Source organism: Robertmurraya massiliosenegalensis JC6 (assembly GCF_000311725.1).
Classification (GTDB): domain Bacteria; phylum Bacillota; class Bacilli; order Bacillales; family Cytobacillaceae; genus Robertmurraya; species Robertmurraya massiliosenegalensis.
The window spans coordinates 284,231-305,357 of the sequence record NZ_HE978515.1 but is presented as its reverse complement, the minus strand read 5'-3'; the positions used below and the strand labels follow the sequence as shown (position 1 = coordinate 305,357).

Here is a 21,127-nt window from a genome sequence, read left to right as displayed (position 1 = left end):
ACATCAACTTTTTCGTTGATGTCCTTTTTGTGGGTATTAAGACCTATTTGCAGAATACAGTAAGCTTTTGATTGTAATTATGCAGTGTTGAATATATAATTCAAAATAAGAACTATACATAATACCATATAAATATAATTAAATGTGATTTTTGAATATTAATTCACATGATTGTAATAAATTTTTTACAACAATGTGAATATGGTTTATGAAAATATACATGGGGAGGAATCTAGTCATGATTAGAATGGTTGCTGCTGGTGTTGGGGGATTTTTACTTGTGTTTATCGAGTCATATATTGTCTTACTTTTGAAAGGCTATCAAACGATTGAATTCGGTGGATTTGCACCATTTATAAGTGTTTGGGCAATGAATTTCTTCTTACTATTTTCTATCTTTACCCATATTAAAATGTGGCATGAAGAACGAGAAGCCGCACGTGAAAGTTCATTGAACTAGTCCTGACCATATAAATAATAAGTAAAGTGCTGAAATGTTTAACATTTCAGCACTTTTTTTTATTGGATAGGATTGTTTAGATTTTGCTTTGTTTTTGTGGAATTGCCAATTTTTCACATGCCCATACGTTAGCATTCCTTGTCGCATAAGATGTCATGAAAAGACAAGGAGGGAAAGATATGCTAAAAGGGAAACTAATACCTCTCGTAGTCACAGCATTTTTTATTGTTGTCATCTCCGTTTTTTCCTTCTCGCTAATGAACCCAAGCCCAGCTGAGCCAGTGACAGGTAAAGTGTCTGCTGACGGCACGGAAGAAAATGAGACAAGGGGAAATGGGGACAGTGCGGTTACAAACAATGTTGAAAATAATATAAATGGAGAAAATGCAGAAGTAAATAATTCTATAAACAATCACGTAAGAAACGGTGAAAATAACAATGTAGATAATAATGTCAGGAATAATATAGAAGTGAATGTTGATGTCAAAGTGAACAATGATATTGGCAATAATGTAGAAGGAAATACACAGAGTTCAACGAATGAAAGCACGGACAGTGAAGGAAATAATCAAGAAGAAAATTCAAATAGTAATGAAAATGGTGATGCGAGTGCAAGCAATAACACCTCAAATGATGAAATCGTTTGGGGTGTCGATTCTGCAAGTCACACGACTTCAGACATGTTAGCTTGCGTAAGAGAAAACTTTGGAGAACCTGTCATTTGGGGTAGATATGTCGGTGAGAAAGAAGGTGTTTCCGAAGGAATAACTACTGATGAGGTAGAGCTTCTTCACACCAATGATATTAAAGTTCTTCCTATTTGGAATCATTTTGTGGATGCAACTGGCTATGAAAATGGAAGAGATGAGGCCGAACAAGCTATTGCGAAAGCGAAGGAATTAGGGATTCCTGAGGGAGTAGCCATTTTTGCTGATATCGAACCAGATTATCCTGTAGATTCAGCGTTCATTCGTGGATGGCACGAAGTAATCTTTAACTCAAACTATGAATCCGGAATATATGGTGTATTTGATGCAGAATCTGATTTGACTGTAGCCTTTGAAGAGGCAGCCCAAAGCGATAGCTCGATTTTAGAACGGGCGTATATTTGGACAGCTGCTCCAAGCCCTGGGGTTACTACAGAGTCTAATGCCCCAGAATTTGCCCCAGAAGCTCCTGAAAATTCGAATGTTGCTGGTTGGCAATATGGAATCGATGCAGAAAGCTGTAATATCGATACAAATCTCTTTCCGGCAAATATGACAGAAGTACTTTGGTGAAAGATGGATGATGTGTGAATCCATCTTTTTTTTATGTTCAGGCAAAATTTTCTTCTTACCTTTATTAGTCGCTAGAGTAAAAACTTGCATGAATACTTAAAATTAGAAACACAAACTATAGAAGTAAAGGGGGTAAGAAAATGTTTGTACGATTTCTAAGAGAAAGTAAAATTGCTGCAGCTCTTTTATTGATTTTAAGATTATATCTAGGCTATAAATGGCTTACCAGTGGTTGGGGGAAAATAACGGGAGGTGGATTTAATGCTAGTGGTTTCTTACAAGGTGCAGTAACTAATGCATCAGGAGAAAATCCCACAGTCCAACCGTGGTGGGGTTCATTTCTAGAAGCTGTGGCAATCCCCAATGCGAACCTGTTTACTTATCTAGTCATGTGGGGGGAAGTTCTTGTTGGTATTGCATTAATCCTCGGTATTTTTACAACCTTCGCTGCGTTAATGGGTGCGATAATGAACTTCGCTTTCTTATTTAGCGGAACAGTCAGTGTCAATCCGCAAATGTTACTGTGGACAATCTTTATATTGGTGGCAGGATATAACGCAGGACGATTCGGATTAGATCGTTACATTTTCCCATTCTTCAGACAGAGATTCAGTAGAAATGAAGATCCGATTGGGCAAATTTAAAGGACAAGCATGTAATTGAATAGTATATGATCTAAAAAAAGAGCTCACTGTGAGCTCTTTTCATTTTTTAATCCTTCTACATTTCATGAAAAAAATTATCTCAGCAAGGATAGAAATGAATTCTAAATTAGAAACTATTGAAGAGACATATCTGTATTCGTCCAAAAGGAGCGACAATAGTGAGAGCGTATATCCTATCAGTTTGGCACAAACTTGATCCTTATTATTTTTCATGCACTCGGTTGAAATATGTAACAGAAGACAATATTTTCAGAATAAGACTAACGAAATATAAAGGGCGAAATATCACCCTGTCAGATGGAACGGAAATCAATAAGAATGATGTATTGGTGAAAATTCATTTACATAATGTTCGGCTTTTAATGGAAGTTCGAGACATTAAGAGTGAGTTGAAAAAGGCAAAATTAATTTATCGTTATGTTCAAAACTCTCTTCCAGGTTTAGAATTTTACATTCGCAGCCATTTTCGATCTTACAATGTGAAAGGAATTGTAGGGATTACTCTTTTAAGTAAGGGGTGTGAGCGACTTGGGTTTGAAATCATTGAGATTATCAACCCCATTTATAAGTGGTATAAAACATTGAGTTTTTTTCCAATTGGTATCCTATCGCATGATCGTTCAAAGTGGAATGACATGATCGCTCAAAAACCTAATTATTTATTTATGTCTATAGCTAGATTGACTGACTTATATGGCCAATGAATCAAGGCAATTAATCGTATAGGGGTGTACCATGAAAAATTCGAAGAAGACAGTACTTTTCTTACCCTTTTTACAAATTGCTTCTGGGCATCATCAAGTGGCAAATGCATTAATGGACCGTCTTCAGAAACTAGATCCTACGTTAAAATGTGAAAAAAGGGATATCCTCGCCTACAGTTATGGAGCGATTGAAAACCTCGTTTCACAAATCTATATCAAATGGTTTTCGATCTTTCCTCAATTTTATAACAAAATTTACCGAAATACCGTCTATAAAGATCTCCATAATGATAAACGCTTTAGGTTATATGAGCTGCTTTTTTTACCTTTTATGAGAAAATTAATAGCTGAAATTCATCCTGACTTGATTGTTTGTACCCATTCCTTGCCTGCTTATGCCCTCAATTTAATGAAGGGCAGAGGGGAAATGCAAACACCAGTAGTGAATGTATACACCGATTTTTTTGTGCACCGATTATGGGGAGTTCAATATATAGACTGTCACCTTGTTCCATCTGTACAAATCAAGACATTTCTCATGAAGAAAGGCGTACGAGATGAACAGATTTTTGTGACGGGGATACCCGTACACAACATGATAAAAAAACAAGAAAAACCATTGATGTCTTCTTCCTCTAATTTGATAACTGTTCTGATTTCAGGAGGAAATTTAGGGGTCGGGGCAATAGATGGACTGATTGAAGAGTTTTTAAATGATCCCAATAAAAATCTGAAGTTAATCGTACTTTGTGGAAAGAATGAGGAGTTATATAAAAAGCTGATTTCGTTAAATCATCAACAAATCCAGGTTCATTCGTTTATAGATAAGATGGAAAGAATGAATGACTTGTATGACAAAGTGGATGCAATTGTAACAAAACCAGGTGGAGTAACCATTAGTGAATGTATGTATAAAAGGAAACCTATTTTCATTTATCATGCTCTTCCAGGACAAGAGCAGATTAATTTGGAGAACTTGAAAAAAGAAGGTCTTGTTTTTCATTTAAAAAAGGAGAAGGTTTTTGAGCAAATTTATTCTATGTTAAGCAAAAAATCAATGCTTCAAAATTATCACCAAATAGTTGAGGAGTACCATCAGGAGATTAACGGAGCGATACCAGAGCAAATCATGATGGAATATTTATAAAACGGATGGTTGCTGTTCCTCTACCTCATAAAAGGCTCTTTCGCAAACATTGTTGCTTTTTAAAATGTCTGATTTAGGAAGCGAAAAGTGCTGTCGCAAACTTCATGTATAGTCCGTGATATAAGGGGATAAACCGGCTTCTGGGTTTTAACAAATAACCACAATAATTAACAGCTCAATGTGAATAATAATTTGGGATGATATGGGGAGGGACATTTTATGGAAATACCAGAACGTGTAGGGAGTCAAACAAATAATAACGACGGTTCCGGTTCGAAAAAGGAGAAAAAATTGGCCTGGTGGCAACTTTCTTTAGTAGGTGTCGGCTGTATTATCGGAACTGGTTATTTTCTAGGATCTGGAATTGGGATCAAGATGACAGGACCGTCTATCCTCATTGCGTTCATTCTTGCAGCTGTAGGAACATTTATCGTGTCGGATGCCTTAATGAAAATGTCTGCAAAGGATCCACAAAAGGGCTCGTTTCGTTCGTATGCTAAGAAAGCGTATGGAAGTTGGGCTGGTTTTAGTAGTGGCTGGGTTTATTGGTTTTCCGAAATGTTAATCACAGGTAGCCAACTAACAGCTCTCTCGATTCTTTCAAGGTTTTGGTTTCCTACTCTTCCACTTTGGGTATTTGCTGTTGGTTATGCTGTGCTAGGTGTGATCGTTGTCGTTATTGGAACGAAGGGATTTGAGCGAGCTCAAAATATATTTGCAATTGTAAAAATAGCGGCGATTTTTATGTTTATTATTTTAGCAATAGGCGTATTGTTTGGATTGTTTGGCGGCAGTAAAAATGATTTCTCCATTCCAGGTTCCATGGAGGAATTCTTACCAAAAGGGATGATGGGGTTATGGGCATCCCTTATTTACGGGTTTTATGCGTTTGGTGGAATTGAAATTATGGGAATTATGGCTCCAAGGCTTAAAAATAAAGAGGATGCAAGGAAATCTGGAGCGATTATGCTTATCATGCTGACTACGATTTATCTTATTTCCATGGTCTTAGCTACTGGTCTTGTTTCAATCGATAAATTTAATGGCGATGAAAGTCCATTTGTCAGTGCGCTTGAAAAATACAATTTAGATTTTTTTCCCCATGTTTTTAATGGTGGAATTATCATTGCTGGATTTTCGACAATGGCAGCCTCTTTATTCGCTGTAACAAGTATGCTTGTGACATTGTCAGAAGACGGAGATGCACCGAAATTTTTTTCAAAGAAAGGTAAGCTGAAGGTTCCACCATACGCACTAGGATTAACGATTTGTGGTCTTATTACATCGATAATTTTGTCATTTGTAATGCCTGACAAAGTCTATGAGTATATAACAACGGCTGCGGGATTAATGCTTCTATATAATTGGTTCTTTATTCTTATCTCCTTCCCAAGACTTATACAAGCGACCGGATTTGATCATGTTAAGCGATTTGTGGGGATGGGATTAATCCTACTTGCTGTTAGTGGAACGATCATCCATGGCTCTAGCCGCCCTGGGTTTTTTGTAAGTATTCTTTTTGTGGCACTTGTCCTTGTTGTCCTTTTTATAAGGCATATAAAAAATAAAAATCATAAGTAATTCTTCTTTAAGGATAATGGAATGGTTTTTGAAAATACTATATTTGCACGGCTATAAATAACGATAGTTTTTCTATTATGAGCGGGAGTGAAGGGGATGTCTATATTTGTTTACCAGACATTTGAGGTAAAACAGGAGAAATTTAAAGAGGCCATTACTTGTGCGAAAAAAATTAAGAAATATCGCAATGAAAAATACAATCATCATGTCGAAATTTTAACACCAATCACTGGACACGATTATACATATGCCTTACTTGCCAAGTATGAGGGTTTGGCAGAAATGGAATTACAAAATAAGAAGATGTTTGATGATGAAGAGTACCTAAAATTAATTGGAGAATTCTTTCTAGAAAATATTGTTCAAGGAAGTATGAACACCCAAATATTCAGAGCCATGAATGATATCATTGAGGAAAAAGAAGAAGACAAGGAAAAAGAGAAAGAGAAATAAAAGAAGAGGGACTGGGAACTGATGTGAGCCCGGTCCATTTTTTATAAAATTTCTTTGATCCCCTCATACATAAAATAAAGACCAAATCCTATTAGGGATAAGCCAGAGACAATCGAGATCGCTTTTAGACTATACGTGTTTAAAAATCTGCGCATCCCCGTTGTTAAGCCCGCTATGAGTAAATCCCATAATGTTAGCCCAAGAAAGATCATGCTACTGTAAAGAAGCAGGGATCCAGGCGCATTAACTTGTGCTGTTTTTGCTAATACTGACCCGTAAATCCCGAGCCAAAAAAGAATAGACAGTGGGCTTGTAATGGACATAATGAACCCAGTTAGGAAGCACTTCCCTAAGCTATCCCTTCCACGACGTGCGTCTAGTGAGACGGAACCAGCACTGTTTATTCCTTCAATTCCAGAATAAATGAGAATAAATCCACCAAACAGCCATAGAAATATTTGTACGATGGGAATCTCAAGAAATTGGACCATTCCTAAATAGACAATTAACATAAAGATTCCATCTGCAATCATCGAGCCAGCACCGACTATCCACGCATGCCAAAAACCATTTTTAATGCCTTTATCTAAACGAGCAGAGTTAACAGGTCCAATTGGTGCAGCCAAAGTGAACCCTAACAAAATATAACTAAATAAAAGACTTATACTCAAAATAACCACTCCACAACAACATAGCTTGTACATTGTATGTAGGAAAAAAATAACTATGAGTATTTGTTTCGAAAAAAATGAAAAATAGTGCTTTTGATGAGAAGCATGACAACCTCTTTAGGATTGACATATAAGAATATTTACCATATTCTAAAAATAGATAGTAGAGTCGATTGAAAAAACGAGCAGGTGCACGGTTTGAAAATCGATTTAGACAAGAGTATAAGATTAGTGAGTGATTGCCTATGGCTTTACACAAAGAACATCGAATTGGACGACACGCCACCTTACTTTTACTAGCGGATGATCGTAGCGATTTATCGAAACTGGCTGGCGAATTAGGTTGGAAAAGCTGTTTAGGAAAAGTGGGTTCAATGGAGTCGCAAAAAGTTGTTGCTGCAATTGAGGTGGCAGCGAAGCAGCAAGGAGTTATTAGTCAGGAGCTGTACAGAGAAACACACGCTTTATACCATGCGATCATGGAAGCGCTCCACGGGATTACACGAGGTCAAATGCAGTTAGGTTCTGTAATGAGAACGGTCGGTTTACGCTTTGCTGTAGTCCGCGGGAATCCATATGAGGATCATTCTGAAGGTGAGTGGCTCGCTGTTGCTATCTATGGAACGATTGGAGCGCCCGTCAGAGGGCTAGAGCACGAGACGTTAGGTCTTGGAATTAATCATATTTAAATTCAATAAGAAAGCCCAGAGCTATTAGATACTAGGGGGCTGTACGTTCAAAATCAAAAAAATGATTTTGAGCGTATAGTCCCCTTTTTATGTGGCGCTTTATCTTGGTAAAGGAATACAACGAAAGCAGGTGGACATATGGTGGTATTAACAGGAAATACGTTGACACTAGAGGAAATGAAAAAAATTCTTTTTGATGGAAAAGTGGTTTCTGCTTCTGATGAAAGTTGGGAACGGGTTGAAGAAAGCCGTAAAGCAGTAGAACAAATTGTACAAGAAAATCGTGTTGTATATGGGATCACGACAGGGTTTGGCAAATTTAGCGATGTCTTAATCGAGAAAGAAAATGTTGAGGATCTCCAGTTGAATCTCATTCATTCACATGCAGTAGGGGTAGGTGCTGCTTTTCCAGAAATCGTCTCGCGAGCGATGCTCGTTTTAAGGGCAAACGCACTTTTAAAAGGCTATTCTGGCGTTCGAAAAATCGTCATTGAACAATTACTTGAGTTTGTCAATAAAGGCATTCACCCCGTTGTACCTCAGCAAGGTTCGTTGGGGGCAAGTGGAGATTTAGCCCCACTTTCCCATTTAGTTCTTCCACTATTAGGCGAAGGGGAAGTATTTTACAAAGGTGACAGAGTCGAAGCATTGGATGCAATGTCAAAAGAGGGAATTTTCCCTATTACATTAACAGCAAAGGAAGGGCTTGCTCTTATTAATGGAACACAAGCGATGACGGCAATGGGTGTGATTGGAGTTTTGGAAGCAGAAAAATTGGCCTATCAATCGGAAGTAATAGCGGCAATGACGATGGAGGGCTTAAATGGAATCATCGATGCCTTTGATAAGGATGTTCATATTGCCCGTGGTTATCCAGAACAAATTTTAGTTGCCGAGAGAATGAGAGAACTTCTTGACGGAAGTAAACTTGTGACAAAGCAAGGAGAAAAAAGAGTTCAGGATGCATATTCCTTAAGATGTATTCCACAAGTTCACGGGGCAACGTGGCAAGTATTAAATTACGTGAAAGAAAAATTAGAAATTGAAATGAATGCAGCTACTGACAATCCACTTATTTTTGAAGGTGGAAAAAAAGTGATCTCAGGTGGCAATTTTCATGGCCAACCGATAGCGTTTGCGATGGACTTTCTCGGTATAGCCATTGCTGAGCTTGCCAATATCTCTGAAAGAAGGATTGAACGATTAGTGAATCCGCAATTAAACGATTTGCCGCCATTTTTAAGTGCTGAACCAGGCCTTCAGTCAGGCGCTATGATTATGCAATATTGTGCGGCTTCTCTTGTCTCTGAAAATAAAACATTAGCTCACCCAGCAAGTGTAGACTCGATCCCGTCATCAGCCAATCAAGAGGATCATGTCAGTATGGGGACGATTGGTTCAAGACATGCGTATCAAATTATTACAAATGCAAGAAGAGTGTTAGCAATTGAATTAATCTGTGCCATGCAGGCAGCTGAACTAAAAGGAAAGGAAAATATGAGTCCCATCACAAAAGAAATCCTTATAGAAGGGAGAAAGCGGATACCTTTTATTGAAAAAGATAGAATCTTTTCCAAAGATATTGGCGTCGCTGAAGATTGGTTGAAAACATCGCTCTCTTTTACGAAAAAAAAAGTGAATGTTGAAGTCGAATTCTGTTGAAAAAAATATTTTTTTGAAATGAAGGAGGAGAAAAAATGGTAACTACAAATAAAGTAATTCGCTACCGAGGTATAGAATTAAATACAAAAGGCTGGCAACAGGAAGCAGTACTTCGCATGTTGATGAATAATTTAGATCCAGAAGTAGCAGAAAAACCAGAAGATTTGGTTGTATATGGCGGAATTGGCAAAGCGGCCCGAAATTGGGAATGCTTTGATGCGATCGTTGCTTCACTTAAAAAACTGGAAGCAGATGAAACATTAATGATTCAGTCAGGTAAGCCTGTCGCCATTTTTAAAACACACGCCAATGCACCGAGAGTACTCATTGCCAATTCCAATCTTGTTCCAGCATATGCGAACTGGGAAACCTTCCATGATTTAGACAAAAAAGGGCTGATGATGTATGGACAAATGACAGCGGGAAGCTGGATTTATATAGGCTCTCAAGGAATTGTTCAAGGAACATATGAAACGTTCGCAGAGTTAGCGAAGCAACATTTTAATGGTACATTACGACATACCATTACTGTAACAGCAGGTTTAGGAGGTATGGGTGGAGCTCAACCTCTGGCTGTGACAATGAACGGAGGTGTATGCATTGCTATTGAAGTCGATGAAAAGAGAATTGAGCGGAGAATTGAAACGAAATATACCGATGTCAAAACGAATTCTCTTGAGGAAGCCTTACGATTAGCTGAATCCGCAAAAAGAGATGGAAAAGCTCTTTCCATTGCGTTATTAGGAAATGCAGCTGACATTTTACCAGAAATGATCAGCAGGAATTTTATTCCAGATATCTTAACCGATCAAACATCTGCTCATGATCCATTAAACGGCTATATTCCGTCGCAAATGACATTAGCAGAAGCGGCACAATTAAGAACAGAACATCCAGAGAATTATGTAAAAGCATCGAAAGCTTCGATGGCAACCCATGTAAAAGCGATGTTAGAAATGATGGAAAAGGGCGCCATTACCTTCGATTATGGAAATAATATTCGTCAAGTGGCGAAAGATGAAGGGGTGGAAAACGCTTTTGATTTCCCAGGCTTTGTTCCAGCATATATTCGTCCGCAATTTTGCGAGGGAAAAGGTCCTTTTCGGTGGGTGGCTTTATCGGGAGATCCAGAAGACATTTATAAAACGGATGCAGCAATTGTTAGAGAATTTGCTGATAATGAACATTTATGTAATTGGATTCGCATGGCGCAGGAAAAAATTCAGTTTCAAGGTCTACCTTCTCGAATATGTTGGCTTGGATATGGTGAAAGGGCACGTTTTGGAAAAATAATCAACGACATGGTAGCAAGCGGTGAATTAAAGGCTCCTATCGTAATCGGGCGTGATCATCTAGATTCTGGCTCCGTTGCCTCACCGAATAGAGAGACAGAGTCTATGCTTGATGGATCTGATGCTGTATCCGATTGGCCAATTTTAAATGCGCTCATCAATGCTGTTGGCGGAGCTACTTGGGTTTCCGTTCATCATGGTGGTGGAGTTGGAATGGGCTATTCTCAGCATGCTGGAGTGGTGATTGTAGCAGACGGGACGAAGGATGCAGAAGAACGAATTGAACGTGTGTTAACGACAGATCCAGGGATGGGTGTAGTCCGACATGCGGATGCTGGTTATGAATTAGCAAAGAAAACAGCTCGAGAAAAAGGGATACGCATGCCGATGCTTGACAAGGATGGTGTGCGGTAATGTCAAAACCACTGTGGATCAAGCATGCTACACAACTAGCTACTCTCGCAACAAAACAGGAAGGACCACGTTCAAAAGAAGCGATGTCTGAGCTCGGTTTAATCGAGGATGGCAGCCTCTGGATTGAAAATGGGATCATACAAGCAGTTGGGACGACAAAAGACATAGAAAAACAATACGAAAAACGTTTAACTGAAGCAGAAGTCTATGATGCAAAAGGGTTATTAGTCACACCTGGATTAGTCGATCCCCATACTCATGTCGTATATGGAGGAAGTAGAGAGCGTGAATTTGAAATGCGACTTGAGGGTGCTACTTATATGGAAATTATGAATGAGGGCGGTGGAATTCACGCAACTGCGAGAATGACGAGAGAAGCAACAGAAGAAGAGCTGATTGAACAGACCTCAAAACGACTAGACTCATTTTTACAACATGGTGTAACCACGGTTGAGGGCAAAAGTGGTTATGGAATGGATCTGGAGACGGAGTTAAAGCAATTAAGAGTGATGAAAAAATTGCAAAAAGAACACGCCATCGATCTTGTTTCCACTTTTATGGGTGCACACGCCGTTCCATTTGAATATAAAGGCAAAGAAGATGAGTTTGTTACGTATCTGATAGATGAAATGCTCCCGCTAGTAGCACGTGAGAAGTTAGCAGAATTTAATGATGTATTTTGTGAGAAAGGGGTTTATACTCCTGCACAATCTGAAAGAATTTTAGAAGCTGGGAAGACGTACGGTTTAATTCCGAAAATCCATGCAGATGAAATTGAGCCATATGGCGGAGCAGAACTTGCAGCAAAGGTTGGGGCGATTTCCGCTGAACATTTATTAAAAGTGTCGGAGGAAGGGATGATAAAGATGGCGGAAGGGAACGTTATCGCTTGCCTCTTACCAGCAACGGCTCTTTACTTGAGAGAGGAAGCGGCAAAAGGCAGAAAAATGATCGATGCAGGAGTACCGGTAGCGATTTCTACCGATTGTAATCCTGGTTCCTCTCCCACAACTTCGATGCCATTAGTGATGAACCTTGCCTGTATTTCGATGCGGTTAACACCTGCAGAAGCCTTAACTGCAGCGACTTATAACGCAGCATGTGCGATAAATCGTCAGCAAGTTATAGGGTCTCTAGAGGTAGGAAAGCTTGCAGATATCGTCGTATGGAAGGTAAGCGATTATCGTGAATTGCAATACTTATTTGGTGTCAATCACGTCAAAGCTGTTTGGAAAAAAGGAGTTCAGGTGGTGAACCAAGAATGAGCGATCATTGGCTCCAAGCACCTGAATGGTGTTGGAACAAAGGCAGTGGCCATGTGGAATTTGTTCATCAGTGGGTTCTTCCTCTAGAACAATCATCATCTTCACCAGATATCGTACTTTATGGGGCACCTATTTCCCGTTCTTCTATCAGTGTTTCCGGTGCCTCTCAATATCCAGAAGAATTTCGCAAAATGTGGAAAAAATTCGCCACCTATCAAATAGAAGAGGATATTGATCTAACGAAACTCAATGTTCGAGATGCAGGGGATGTTCAAATGCACATGACTGATATTCTTCTCTCTCACAAACGAATCGAATCTGCAACTTCCTATTTAGTGGAAAAATTTCCTCGTTCCACAACTTGTCTTATTGGTGGCGACCATTCTGTTACGGCCTGTGCCATTCGCGGAATTAAGAAGCAATATCCAGATGAGTTAATAGGTATCCTCCAATTGGATACCCATCTTGATGTTAGAGATCCATCAGTGCTTGGCCCAGCCAATGGAACACCGATTCGACAACTAATTGATGGAGGGGTTGTTGAAGGTGAACATATTGTCAATGTTGGTCTTCATGGATTTTTTAATGCGAAGTCCCTAGTAGACTACGCTAAAGAGCAAAAAATTCAAGTCGTACCATTAAATAAGGCAAGAAAGCAAGGATTGGTGCATACGATAAAGAGGTCGCTTGAATATTTAATGGACCGAGTGGATCGAATCTATGTAACAGTTGATATGGATGTGCTAGATATCTCCATTGCTCCTGGAGTTCCCGCCTCGACACCAGGCGGTATGAGTTCTCAAGAATTATTTGAACTGATGCTTGAAATCGGGACATATCCAGAGGTAAAGCATATTGACTTTGTTTGTCTGGACCCGACGAAGGACTCAAACGTATCAGAAACGGTTAAAGTCGGACTATATGCTTGGTTACAGTTTTTATCTGGAATTGCATTACAAAAGTGAAAATATTTTAAACGATCTGCTTCTAAAATTGACCTACGACCTATAAGCGTTTAAAATTACATATGGTTGCTCACAACATTTGCTTACAGGTGGGGATAAAAATGGCCATTTTTGCACTAATCGTATGTATATATCTTGCCTATATTTTATTAAGGTATCTTCCTGTTTGGGGAGCACGGTGTATACAAATGTTAGAAATAGATGAGAAAAAGACGACAATTGTCGATGTTAGAGATTATAATCAATCCTACAAAGATTCTACTCAAGCAACGATTAACATACCAGTAGCTTACTTAAATAGATATTTTCACGAAATTCCTGGGCAACAAGTACATGTTGTCGCTGCCAATACGCTTGAAAAGAATATAAGTATTCGCTTCTTGCGAAAAAAAGGATATGCTGTTCATAGCTATACATTAACAGAATGTCAATGTCAAAATGAAAAACTTGCTTAAGTAAAATAAGGCTGGGTCAAAAAGTCGCTGGTAACGACTTTTTGATTCTAGTTTGGAGAGTATAAATTCCTTCGACTTGTGGATAAAGTGCTCGTATAGTCAATTGGAGTATCGGTATGAAAAAATAACAGGAAAATTTCCGCTTAATGAACAACCATCATGAAAAAGAGCCGAAATAACAGGAATATTTCCTGCTATTCCCTCAAAAAACACCAAAATAAACGATTTTGCCTTCCATAAGCGGAAAATCTTCCGTTATTTCCTCTAAAAGGGACTCCAATGAGGAGATAACAGGAAAATTTCCGCTTAAGGGTGAGAGATGTAATAGGGTCTTATAGGAGAAGTATAGACAAAGCGGAAATCGATGTCGATTATTGAAGCCTAATTTGCATATCACTCGATTTTTTTGTACGAGGAAAAATTCGAAGGTCTTGCGTTAAGACAAAAATAAAGAAAGGTGAATTTGAGTACCCTCAGGATTCACCTTTCTTATTATTTGAAGCTAGTTATGTCCCAGCCTTATTTACTTGTAAACATTTGTGTCCAGTAATTTCCACTCTCTACATAGCCAACACCGATATGGGTGAAGGAAGTATTTAAAATATTGGCACGATGTCCTTCGCTATTCATCCATGCTTGTACCACTTCTTCTGGTGAACGTTGTCCCATCGCAATATTTTCTCCTGCAGAACGATAAGAAATTCCAAATTGTTTCATCATATCAAATGGAGACCCATAAGTTGGGCTTGTATGACTAAAATAACCCTTTGCTTTCATATCTTCAGATTTTGCCCGTGCAACCTTGCTCAAATTAGTGTCAAGCTTTAAAGCTGGAAGACCTTGCTTTGCCCGTTCATCATTTGTTAAATCTACAACTTTTTGTTCAAATGCACTCACCTGAGTAGTAGCTACAGCCTGGTGATTTTCATTCGCTGCAGGTTTTTCAGCAGGTGCAGGATTTGACGCTACAGGCTTGTCTGTTGTTGATGTCGTTGGTTTATTTTTTATTTGCTGTTTTTGAATATGCTCAAGGTTAATCTCGAATTTTTGAAGATATTTAGTAAGTAGATTATTTAATTGAGCTTTATTGATGTCACGTGATTGGTCATAATAAACGTACTTAACTTGCTTTGTTTCCAGATTGGCTGCATCTGCATTGATCGTAGTTCCTGAGGTAAAGAGAAGAGCTGCTGTTGCTACGATTGGTACAATAAATTTCTTGTTCATTTGGTGTAACCTCCTAGAAAATTGTGATGTTTTGCTTGCCTCTACATGGTAGCATGCGTTTTTTGTCATATTTAAGGGAGGTTTTTCCAAATAAACGATTTATAATACATGGTCAATCATTCTAAATAAATTTAAATCAGTAAATATCTATGCTTTTCTGAAAAAAATGTTTGTAAGTATAACTAGTTAAAAATGGTTTAATTTCCAAGAATTACATCGAATATAGGGTTGACAACATGTGAAACGAGGAGTGTTTATTACATCTATAACGAAAATGTAACTAAGTTTAATGAAAAATAGCAAGAAGGGGTAAGTTACATTTCTTTACTAATATACTTATCCATTTTACCGTTTTTATGAAATGCTCTTTTCCAATTAAAACGATGTTTACCAGCTATATTTTAGTTCTCATCAATTAAAACTAAGGGAGTAGTTAGTACATTATAAAGGAGGAGTTTTGATTGATAAGGAAAACATCGAGTGTTGTACTGACTTCTGCTTTACTTTTCAGCCTTGCAGCATGTGGAGTAGGGAATGATCATGTTGCCTATGACCCATCCAATGACGGTAGAGCAGGGACGATTCCAGTTCGTAATGACGTCAATAATAATCGTGGTTTTTTTGAAAGGAATTTAGAAGATGGACGAAACTTTTTCGACAATGTTGTAAACGACAATCATAATCAAGGAAGAGACAGTACCAATCGCGGCAATGACAATGTTGACATTTCAGCATCCAATACGAACATTAATAGTGACAAATATCCACATACAAGAGCAGTGTTGATTCAAGATGCAAAGTACTCGTTTACATCAGCCAATGGAAATGACTTGGCTTCGATCCAAAAGCAAATTGAGGAACAACTAAAAGCAAGATTTGGTCAATTAACACCACAATTACGTCAACAAGCGAAGCAACAAGCGCAACAACAAACGCAGCGACAGCCAGCTCAACAGCAGCCTGCACAGCAACAACAAACGCAGCGACAGCCAGCTCAACAGCAGCCTGCACAGCAACAACAAACGCAGCAACAGCAACAGCAACAGCAAGCCAAACAGCAACAAACGCAGCAACAGCCAGCTCAACAGCCAAAACAACAGGAACCAGCTCAAGAGCAAGCAGGGAATATTAGTGAGTTTGCACAACAAGTCATCGATTTGACGAATCAAGAACGTGCAAAAGGTGGTTTGGCTGCATTAAAGGCGGATACCCAATTAAGCGGTGTTGCTTTGAAAAAGTCTCAAGATATGCAAGCTAATAATTACTTCTCTCACACCAGCCCTACGTATGGTTCCCCATTCGATATGATGAGGGACTTTGGGGTAACTTATAAGTCAGCTGGTGAAAATATTGCTCAAGGACAAAGAACGCCTCAAGAAGTTGTTCAAGCTTGGATGAATAGTGAAGGTCACCGAAAGAATATTATGAACGGCGATTTCACTCACATCGGTGTAGGTTATGAACAAAACGGAAACCATTGGACACAAATGTTTGTTGGAAGATAATAATGATTTTGGGAGTCTTATTGTCAGCAATAAGACTCCCTTTTATACATAAAGAATTTCATATAAATCAAAGGCTCTTTTCGTTAATAACCACAATCTATACGAAAACGTGTAATTCAAAGAATACAGTATAAAACGCAAAAAAATCCGTTCCTGAGATGGAACGGAGACAAGAGACGGTATTCGAGAAGGGAATCCCTATATGTAGTGGTGACTAAGATGATAAAATCAATATGTTGATTTTATTTTATCATACCGTTTCTAGAGAGGCAAACCCATTCTTTTTTCATATTTCTTTTAGCTCAGATATATCAACGGATGTACGCTCTTCTAATGGCCCTCTTAAATGAACAGTGGCAGTTTGGCCATCTTCATTAAGCTTATCAATCCAGACAGAAGCACCATTATACTCCACTTCAATATCTGCAGAAGAAGAAAGTATCTGTTTAACACGCTTTGTGTCCATCTTATCCCTCCTCAATTTTAGTTATTGTTAGTTTGTGGGGAGATAGGATTTTTTATGCTCTAAACAGTCTTGAATTAATTATTATGTCAGAAGTAGAACAGCATAAGGAATGATGATGAAAACAAGAGATATGGTTAAAAAGGTGGAAAATGATTTCTTCGTTAATTTATTTCCAACCCGTTTTATCGGTAATCCGTTTTTATAAATGATAAAAATGATCCCTAGCATTCCTAAAGCTTGCCCACTAAATAGAAGCTTATGAAACAAAGATGCCGCCATTAATTCTTGCGGGTTTGATTTTGAAATGACCTGAATGAAGCGATCGTTTATCGTTCCGAACAGACCATAAAATAAAATGAGAAGAATAAGGATGATGAAAAATTCGCGATAAAAGATTTTTATTTTTGACATGTATGGACCTCTCCTAGAAGTTAATAAATCATATACATGCTATCATTTCTTGATGTTGGAAACAATCCACCAGTCAGTTTTTGATTGATAATGAATGAATTTGATTATTTTTGAAAGAAAATGATTGATTTTGGTGGTATGCTGAGGTAAGATATAGTCATAAGAGGATGTAAACGCTTCAAAAGGAGGTGCTGTCTTGTTAGAGTCTGAAAGACATGACAAAATTTTAAAGCTTTTGAAAGAGAAAAATACAGTCAAAATTCATGAGCTGGTTGAACTTACGGATTCATCAGATTCAACGATACGTCGTGACTTAACATATTTAGAAAATAGAAAGTTTCTAAAAAGGGTTCATGGTGGAGCAGCTCGACTACAAGGCAAATTACAAGAACCAACAATGATTGAAAAATCATCCAAAAACCACCAAGCGAAGCAAAGAATCGCTCAATATGCCGTTGGATTAATAGAACAAGGTGATTCCATTTATTTAGATGCAGGTTCAACGATTCTTGAAATGATCCATCATCTTCCCGAAAATATCGTCGTCGTAACCAATGGAACGACACATCTACCATTATTATTGGAAAAAAATATTAGAACATATTTAATTGGTGGGTTTGTTAAGCCTTCAACAAAAGCCATAATTGGTCGCGATGCCTTGGCAAGCCTTCAGCATTATCGATTTGATAAGTGTTTTATGGGAGTCAATGGGATTCATCCTCACTATGGATATACGACGCCAGATCAAGAGGAGGCGACTATTAAGGAGTTAGCCATTTCATTATCTCGAGAAGCCTATATATTAGCCGATGATACGAAGTTTACAGAAGTTGCATTCGCAAAAATTGCCGATATTGATGCAGCAACGATCATTACCAATGATTTAGAACAAGATGTAAAAAAGCAATATGCAGGTAAAACAGAAATAAAGGTTGTGACATCATGATATACACAGTTACGTTAAATCCATCTTTAGACTATATTGTCAAATTAGACGAGGTCCGACTCGGTCAATTAAATCGTTCCGTTACGGAATCAAAATTTCCGGGTGGAAAAGGAATCAATGTTTCACAAGTTCTAAAAAGAGTGGGGGTTGACAGTAAGGCACTTGGATTTATAGGAGGCTTTACAGGAGTATATATTGAAGAATTTCTAGAGAACTATGGAATTACAACAGATTTTGTGAAAGTACAAGAAGATACAAGAATTAACGTTAAACTAAGTGCTCATGAAGAAACAGAAGTGAATGCTATTGGCCCAACGATTTTAGCAAGTGATTTTGAAGCATTGAAAGATAAAATAAAGACACTGACTGAGGAAGATATTCTCATTTTAGCTGGAAGTATTCCTAACTCAATGCCGAGAAGTACGTATGAGGAGTTAGCTAACATTTGTTTAGATTCCAATGTTAAATGTATTGTCGATGCAGAAGAAGAGTTGCTAAAGAGTATTCTCACATATAAACCTTTTCTTATTAAACCAAATCATCATGAACTGGGTGACTTTTTTAATGTGAAAATTGAAAGCGCAAAACAGGCTATTCCCTTTGCACGGCAATTAGTAGACATGGGAGCTGAAAATGTCATCGTATCCTTAGCCGATAAAGGAGCCATTTTTGTGAACGAGAATGTAACCTTTGTCTCAAATACTCCAAAAGGAAAGCTAAGGAGTTCTGTTGGTGCAGGGGATTCGATGGTTGCTGGTTTTATTGCGAAATATGAGCGTAATGGTAATTATGAAGAAGCGTTTCGCTATAGTGTTGCATGTGGAAGTGCTACGGCATTTTCATTAGGTTTATGTACGAGAGAGAAAGTTGAAGAGGTATTAACACAAGTAAAGATAGAAGAGGTAAAGGGGGAAGCATTATGAGGATTACAGAATTACTAACGAAACAAACCATTAAACTGTCACTCGATGGAAAAGAAAAAATAAATGCGATTGATGAGCTTGTTGAGGTTCTTGATCAAGCGAATAAATTAGTGGATCGGGAAACTTTTAAAAATGCGATTCTTGCTAGAGAAGAACAGAGTACAACTGGAATCGGGGAAGGGATTGCCATTCCGCATGCAAAGACGAAAGCCGTCAGAGAACCTGCGATTGCCTTTGGACGATCTGTTTCTGGAGTGAATTATCAATCATTAGATGGTGCACCTTCTCATTTATTCTTTATGATTGCAGCGACGGAAGGAGCTAATAATACACATCTGGAAGCCCTTTCGAGACTGTCGACTATCTTGATGAATCAGGAAGTGAGAGAGCAATTATTGACAGCGAAGACAGAAGAGGAAATTATAAATATTATTAATCGTTATGATGAAGAAAAAGAAGAAGAAGTGCAGTCCATGAGTGGGAAAAAAGATTTTATCGTCGCAGTAACAGCTTGTCCAACAGGCATTGCCCACACCTATATGGCGGCAGATTCATTAAAACAAAAAGCAGAAGAATTAGGGGTTGACATTAAAGTCGAAACAAATGGTTCTGGTGGTGCTAAAAATGTTTTGACTGAAGAGGAAATTGAAAACGCTGTTGCGGTGATTGTGGCAGCAGATACAAATGTAGAAATGAACCGATTCAATGGTAAGCATGTAATTGAAGCGCCAGTTGCCGATGGGATTCGTAAGTCTCAGCAGTTGATTGAAAGAGCACTAAAGCAAGATGCACCTATTTATCAAGGGCAAGGTGGAGCAAAAAAAGAAACGAAGCAAGAAACTAGAGGGATTGCAGCAACGATATATAAGCATTTAATGAGTGGTGTTTCAAATATGCTCCCATTTGTTGTTGGTGGGGGAATATTAATCGCCATTAGCTTTATGTTTGGAATTAATGCAAGCGATCCAGCTGATGCGTCCTATCACCCGATAGCTGAAGCGTTAAATACAATTGGTGGCGGGACAGCTTTTGGGTTAATGATACCGATTTTAGCAGGATTCATTGCCATGAGCATCGCAGATCGACCAGGATTTGCTGCTGGTATGGTAGGCGGTATGCTTGCTGCTACTGGTGGGGCAGGTTTCCTCGGTGGTCTTGTTGCAGGTTTTCTCGCAGGTTACTTAGTGGTAGGTTTGAAAAAAGTTTTCTCCGGTTTGCCAGCTTCGCTTGAAGGAATCAAAACGATCTTACTCTATCCATTACTAGGGATTGCTTTAACAGGATTTATTATGCTTTATGTTGTTAATAAACCAGTCGGTGCTTTAAATACGGCGATCTCTGATTGGCTATCCGGACTGGGAACAGGGAACGCAGTGCTATTAGGCATTATTCTTGGACTAATGATGTCTTTCGATATGGGTGGACCTGTTAATAAAGCTGCTTATGTATTTGGTACAGGACTACTAGCAAGTGGAGTTTACGAACCGATGGCAGCGATTATGGCTGCAGGAATGGTTCCACCATTAGGAATTGCTCTTGCAACAACCTTTTTCCCAAATCGCTTTAATAAACAAGAACGTGATGCAGGAAAAGTGAACTATATAATGGGGTTATCGTTTATTACAGAAGGTGCAATTCCTTTTGCGGCAGCTGACCCAGTTCGTGTCATTCCTTCGCTGATGGCAGGTTCAGCTGTTGCCGGCGGTTTATCGATGCTTTTCGGAATTGGTCTCCAAGCGCCACATGGTGGACTATTCGTTATCCCACTCGTTAATGGCGGCTGGTTCATGTATTTACTAGCTATTCTTATTGGTGCGATAGTATCAGCGATACTACTTGGTTTTCTTAAAAAACGTACAAATTAATAAGATAAACGAAACGAACAAAATCGACAAGATTTTGTTCGTTTTTTAAATTTTGTAAACTTGCCACTAAAGACTTAAATA

21 protein-coding genes are annotated in these 21,127 nt (G+C 38.4%); 17 read left to right on the top strand and 4 right to left on the bottom strand.

The features are described from left to right. The first annotated feature begins 238 nt into the window (after positions 1 to 238). The 7 genes from BMSHG_RS17775 to BMSHG_RS17745 all read left to right on the top strand — a co-directional run bounded on the left by BMSHG_RS17775 (position 239) and on the right by BMSHG_RS17745 (position 6,290). Complete coding sequence (locus BMSHG_RS17775; protein ID WP_019155814.1) at positions 239 to 460, top strand: hypothetical protein; 222 nt, start codon at positions 239 to 241, stop codon at positions 458 to 460. 179 nt (positions 461 to 639) lie between these two features. Continuing rightward, positions 640 to 1,740 (top strand): glycoside hydrolase domain-containing protein, encoded by a 1,101-nt coding sequence (locus BMSHG_RS17770; RefSeq protein WP_019155813.1) that lies wholly within the window; start codon positions 640 to 642, stop codon positions 1,738 to 1,740. 140 nt (positions 1,741 to 1,880) lie between these two features. Beyond that, entirely contained in the window at positions 1,881 to 2,384 is a 504-nt protein-coding gene (locus BMSHG_RS17765) for a DoxX family protein (protein WP_019155812.1), read from the top strand. A gap of 179 nt (positions 2,385 to 2,563) precedes the next feature. Further along, positions 2,564 to 3,109 carry a YkoP family protein gene (locus BMSHG_RS17760; protein WP_019155811.1) on the top strand — a complete coding sequence of 182 codons (546 nt, stop codon included), beginning with the start codon at positions 2,564 to 2,566 and terminating at the stop codon, positions 3,107 to 3,109. A 31-nt stretch (positions 3,110 to 3,140) separates the two neighbouring features. After that, complete coding sequence (locus BMSHG_RS17755; protein WP_019155810.1) at positions 3,141 to 4,256, top strand: MGDG synthase family glycosyltransferase; 1,116 nt, start codon at positions 3,141 to 3,143, stop codon at positions 4,254 to 4,256. A gap of 219 nt (positions 4,257 to 4,475) precedes the next feature. Beyond that, entirely contained in the window at positions 4,476 to 5,837 is a 1,362-nt protein-coding gene (locus BMSHG_RS17750) for an amino acid permease (RefSeq protein WP_019155809.1), read from the top strand. 96 nt (positions 5,838 to 5,933) lie between these two features. Then, positions 5,934 to 6,290, top strand: coding sequence for a hypothetical protein (locus BMSHG_RS17745; RefSeq protein WP_019155808.1), 357 nt, complete (start codon positions 5,934 to 5,936; stop codon positions 6,288 to 6,290). Between the two features lie 41 nt (positions 6,291 to 6,331). On the opposite strand, the gene BMSHG_RS17740 is transcribed toward BMSHG_RS17745, so the two are convergent. Further along, on the bottom strand, positions 6,332 to 6,961 hold the full coding sequence (locus BMSHG_RS17740; RefSeq protein WP_019155807.1) for a LysE family transporter: 630 nt from the start codon (positions 6,959 to 6,961) through the stop codon (positions 6,332 to 6,334). Positions 6,962 to 7,206: 245 nt separating this feature from the next. Between BMSHG_RS17740 and hutP the strand changes: the two genes are divergently transcribed. The 6 genes from hutP (at position 7,207) to BMSHG_RS17710 (ending at position 13,703) form a co-directional block, all read left to right on the top strand. Then, a complete protein-coding gene (hutP, locus tag BMSHG_RS17735; RefSeq protein WP_019155806.1) occupies positions 7,207 to 7,650 on the top strand; it encodes a hut operon transcriptional regulator HutP in 444 nt (147 codons plus the stop codon). A 138-nt stretch (positions 7,651 to 7,788) separates the two neighbouring features. Next, complete coding sequence (gene hutH, locus BMSHG_RS17730) at positions 7,789 to 9,312, top strand: histidine ammonia-lyase (RefSeq protein ID WP_019155805.1); 1,524 nt, start codon at positions 7,789 to 7,791, stop codon at positions 9,310 to 9,312. Between the two features lie 35 nt (positions 9,313 to 9,347). Further along, positions 9,348 to 11,018 carry a urocanate hydratase gene (hutU, locus tag BMSHG_RS17725; RefSeq protein ID WP_019155804.1) on the top strand — a complete coding sequence of 557 codons (1,671 nt, stop codon included), beginning with the start codon at positions 9,348 to 9,350 and terminating at the stop codon, positions 11,016 to 11,018. Continuing rightward, positions 11,018 to 12,283 carry an imidazolonepropionase gene (gene hutI, locus BMSHG_RS17720; protein WP_019155803.1) on the top strand — a complete coding sequence of 422 codons (1,266 nt, stop codon included), beginning with the start codon at positions 11,018 to 11,020 and terminating at the stop codon, positions 12,281 to 12,283. Before hutU ends, hutI begins: the two co-directional genes overlap by 1 nt. Then, positions 12,280 to 13,248, top strand: coding sequence for an agmatinase family protein (locus BMSHG_RS17715; RefSeq protein ID WP_019155802.1), 969 nt, complete (start codon positions 12,280 to 12,282; stop codon positions 13,246 to 13,248). The genes hutI and BMSHG_RS17715 overlap by 4 nt, the downstream gene beginning before the upstream one ends. Before the next feature lie 101 nt (positions 13,249 to 13,349). Beyond that, positions 13,350 to 13,703: a rhodanese-like domain-containing protein gene (locus tag BMSHG_RS17710; RefSeq protein ID WP_019155801.1), complete on the top strand. Its 354-nt coding sequence runs from the start codon at positions 13,350 to 13,352 to the stop codon at positions 13,701 to 13,703. A gap of 519 nt (positions 13,704 to 14,222) precedes the next feature. Here the strand turns inward: BMSHG_RS17710 and BMSHG_RS17705 are convergent. Further along, on the bottom strand, positions 14,223 to 14,930 hold the full coding sequence (locus tag BMSHG_RS17705; protein ID WP_019155800.1) for a CAP domain-containing protein: 708 nt from the start codon (positions 14,928 to 14,930) through the stop codon (positions 14,223 to 14,225). A gap of 461 nt (positions 14,931 to 15,391) precedes the next feature. Here BMSHG_RS17705 and BMSHG_RS26480 point away from each other — a divergent pair, with 461 nt between their 5' ends. Then, the gene (locus BMSHG_RS26480) at positions 15,392 to 16,435 is read left to right on the top strand and encodes a CAP domain-containing protein (RefSeq protein WP_026073512.1); all 1,044 of its coding nucleotides are present in this window, start codon (positions 15,392 to 15,394) and stop codon (positions 16,433 to 16,435) included. Between the two features lie 286 nt (positions 16,436 to 16,721). Here the strand turns inward: BMSHG_RS26480 and BMSHG_RS17695 are convergent, their stop codons facing one another. Both BMSHG_RS17695 and BMSHG_RS17690 read right to left on the bottom strand, forming a co-directional pair. Beyond that, on the bottom strand, positions 16,722 to 16,901 hold the full coding sequence (locus tag BMSHG_RS17695; protein WP_019155799.1) for an H-type small acid-soluble spore protein: 180 nt from the start codon (positions 16,899 to 16,901) through the stop codon (positions 16,722 to 16,724). Positions 16,902 to 16,982: 81 nt separating this feature from the next. Continuing rightward, the gene (locus BMSHG_RS17690; RefSeq protein WP_019155798.1) at positions 16,983 to 17,312 is read right to left on the bottom strand and encodes a hypothetical protein; all 330 of its coding nucleotides are present in this window, start codon (positions 17,310 to 17,312) and stop codon (positions 16,983 to 16,985) included. 196 nt (positions 17,313 to 17,508) lie between these two features. Between BMSHG_RS17690 and BMSHG_RS17685 the strand changes: the two genes are divergently transcribed. From BMSHG_RS17685 to BMSHG_RS17675, 3 genes are read left to right on the top strand one after another with little or no spacing between them, the layout of a single operon-like run. Continuing rightward, positions 17,509 to 18,258: a DeoR/GlpR family DNA-binding transcription regulator gene (locus BMSHG_RS17685; RefSeq protein WP_019155797.1), complete on the top strand. Its 750-nt coding sequence runs from the start codon at positions 17,509 to 17,511 to the stop codon at positions 18,256 to 18,258. Beyond that, on the top strand, positions 18,255 to 19,181 hold the full coding sequence (pfkB, locus tag BMSHG_RS17680) for a 1-phosphofructokinase (RefSeq protein WP_019155796.1): 927 nt from the start codon (positions 18,255 to 18,257) through the stop codon (positions 19,179 to 19,181). The genes BMSHG_RS17685 and pfkB overlap by 4 nt, the downstream gene beginning before the upstream one ends. Continuing rightward, entirely contained in the window at positions 19,178 to 21,046 is a 1,869-nt protein-coding gene (locus BMSHG_RS17675; protein ID WP_019155795.1) for a PTS fructose transporter subunit IIABC, read from the top strand. Before pfkB ends, BMSHG_RS17675 begins: the two co-directional genes overlap by 4 nt. Positions 21,047 to 21,127: the final 81 nt, after the last annotated feature.

Excerpts from the sequence above, each read along its gene's own strand:
- BMSHG_RS17750 (WP_019155809.1), top strand. The coding sequence starts at position 4,476 with ATGGAAATACCAGAACGTGTAGGGAGTCAAACAAATAATAACGACGGT.
- BMSHG_RS17710 (WP_019155801.1), top strand. The coding sequence starts at position 13,350 with ATGGCCATTTTTGCACTAATCGTATGTATATATCTTGCCTATATTTTA.
- BMSHG_RS17745 (WP_019155808.1), top strand. The coding sequence starts at position 5,934 with ATGTCTATATTTGTTTACCAGACATTTGAGGTAAAACAGGAGAAATTT.
- BMSHG_RS17675 (WP_019155795.1), top strand. The coding sequence starts at position 19,178 with ATGAGGATTACAGAATTACTAACGAAACAAACCATTAAACTGTCACTC.
- BMSHG_RS17690 (WP_019155798.1), bottom strand. The coding sequence starts at position 17,312 with ATGTCAAAAATAAAAATCTTTTATCGCGAATTTTTCATCATCCTTATT.
- BMSHG_RS17715 (WP_019155802.1), top strand. The coding sequence starts at position 12,280 with ATGAGCGATCATTGGCTCCAAGCACCTGAATGGTGTTGGAACAAAGGC.
- BMSHG_RS17775 (WP_019155814.1), top strand. The coding sequence starts at position 239 with ATGATTAGAATGGTTGCTGCTGGTGTTGGGGGATTTTTACTTGTGTTT.
- hutP (WP_019155806.1), top strand. The coding sequence starts at position 7,207 with ATGGCTTTACACAAAGAACATCGAATTGGACGACACGCCACCTTACTT.
- hutI (WP_019155803.1), top strand. The coding sequence starts at position 11,018 with ATGTCAAAACCACTGTGGATCAAGCATGCTACACAACTAGCTACTCTC.
- BMSHG_RS17695 (WP_019155799.1), bottom strand. The coding sequence starts at position 16,901 with ATGGACACAAAGCGTGTTAAACAGATACTTTCTTCTTCTGCAGATATT.
- BMSHG_RS17765 (WP_019155812.1), top strand. The coding sequence starts at position 1,881 with ATGTTTGTACGATTTCTAAGAGAAAGTAAAATTGCTGCAGCTCTTTTA.
- hutH (WP_019155805.1), top strand. The coding sequence starts at position 7,789 with ATGGTGGTATTAACAGGAAATACGTTGACACTAGAGGAAATGAAAAAA.
- BMSHG_RS17770 (WP_019155813.1), top strand. The coding sequence starts at position 640 with ATGCTAAAAGGGAAACTAATACCTCTCGTAGTCACAGCATTTTTTATT.
- BMSHG_RS17755 (WP_019155810.1), top strand. The coding sequence starts at position 3,141 with ATGAAAAATTCGAAGAAGACAGTACTTTTCTTACCCTTTTTACAAATT.
- hutU (WP_019155804.1), top strand. The coding sequence starts at position 9,348 with ATGGTAACTACAAATAAAGTAATTCGCTACCGAGGTATAGAATTAAAT.
- BMSHG_RS17705 (WP_019155800.1), bottom strand. The coding sequence starts at position 14,930 with ATGAACAAGAAATTTATTGTACCAATCGTAGCAACAGCAGCTCTTCTC.
- pfkB (WP_019155796.1), top strand. The coding sequence starts at position 18,255 with ATGATATACACAGTTACGTTAAATCCATCTTTAGACTATATTGTCAAA.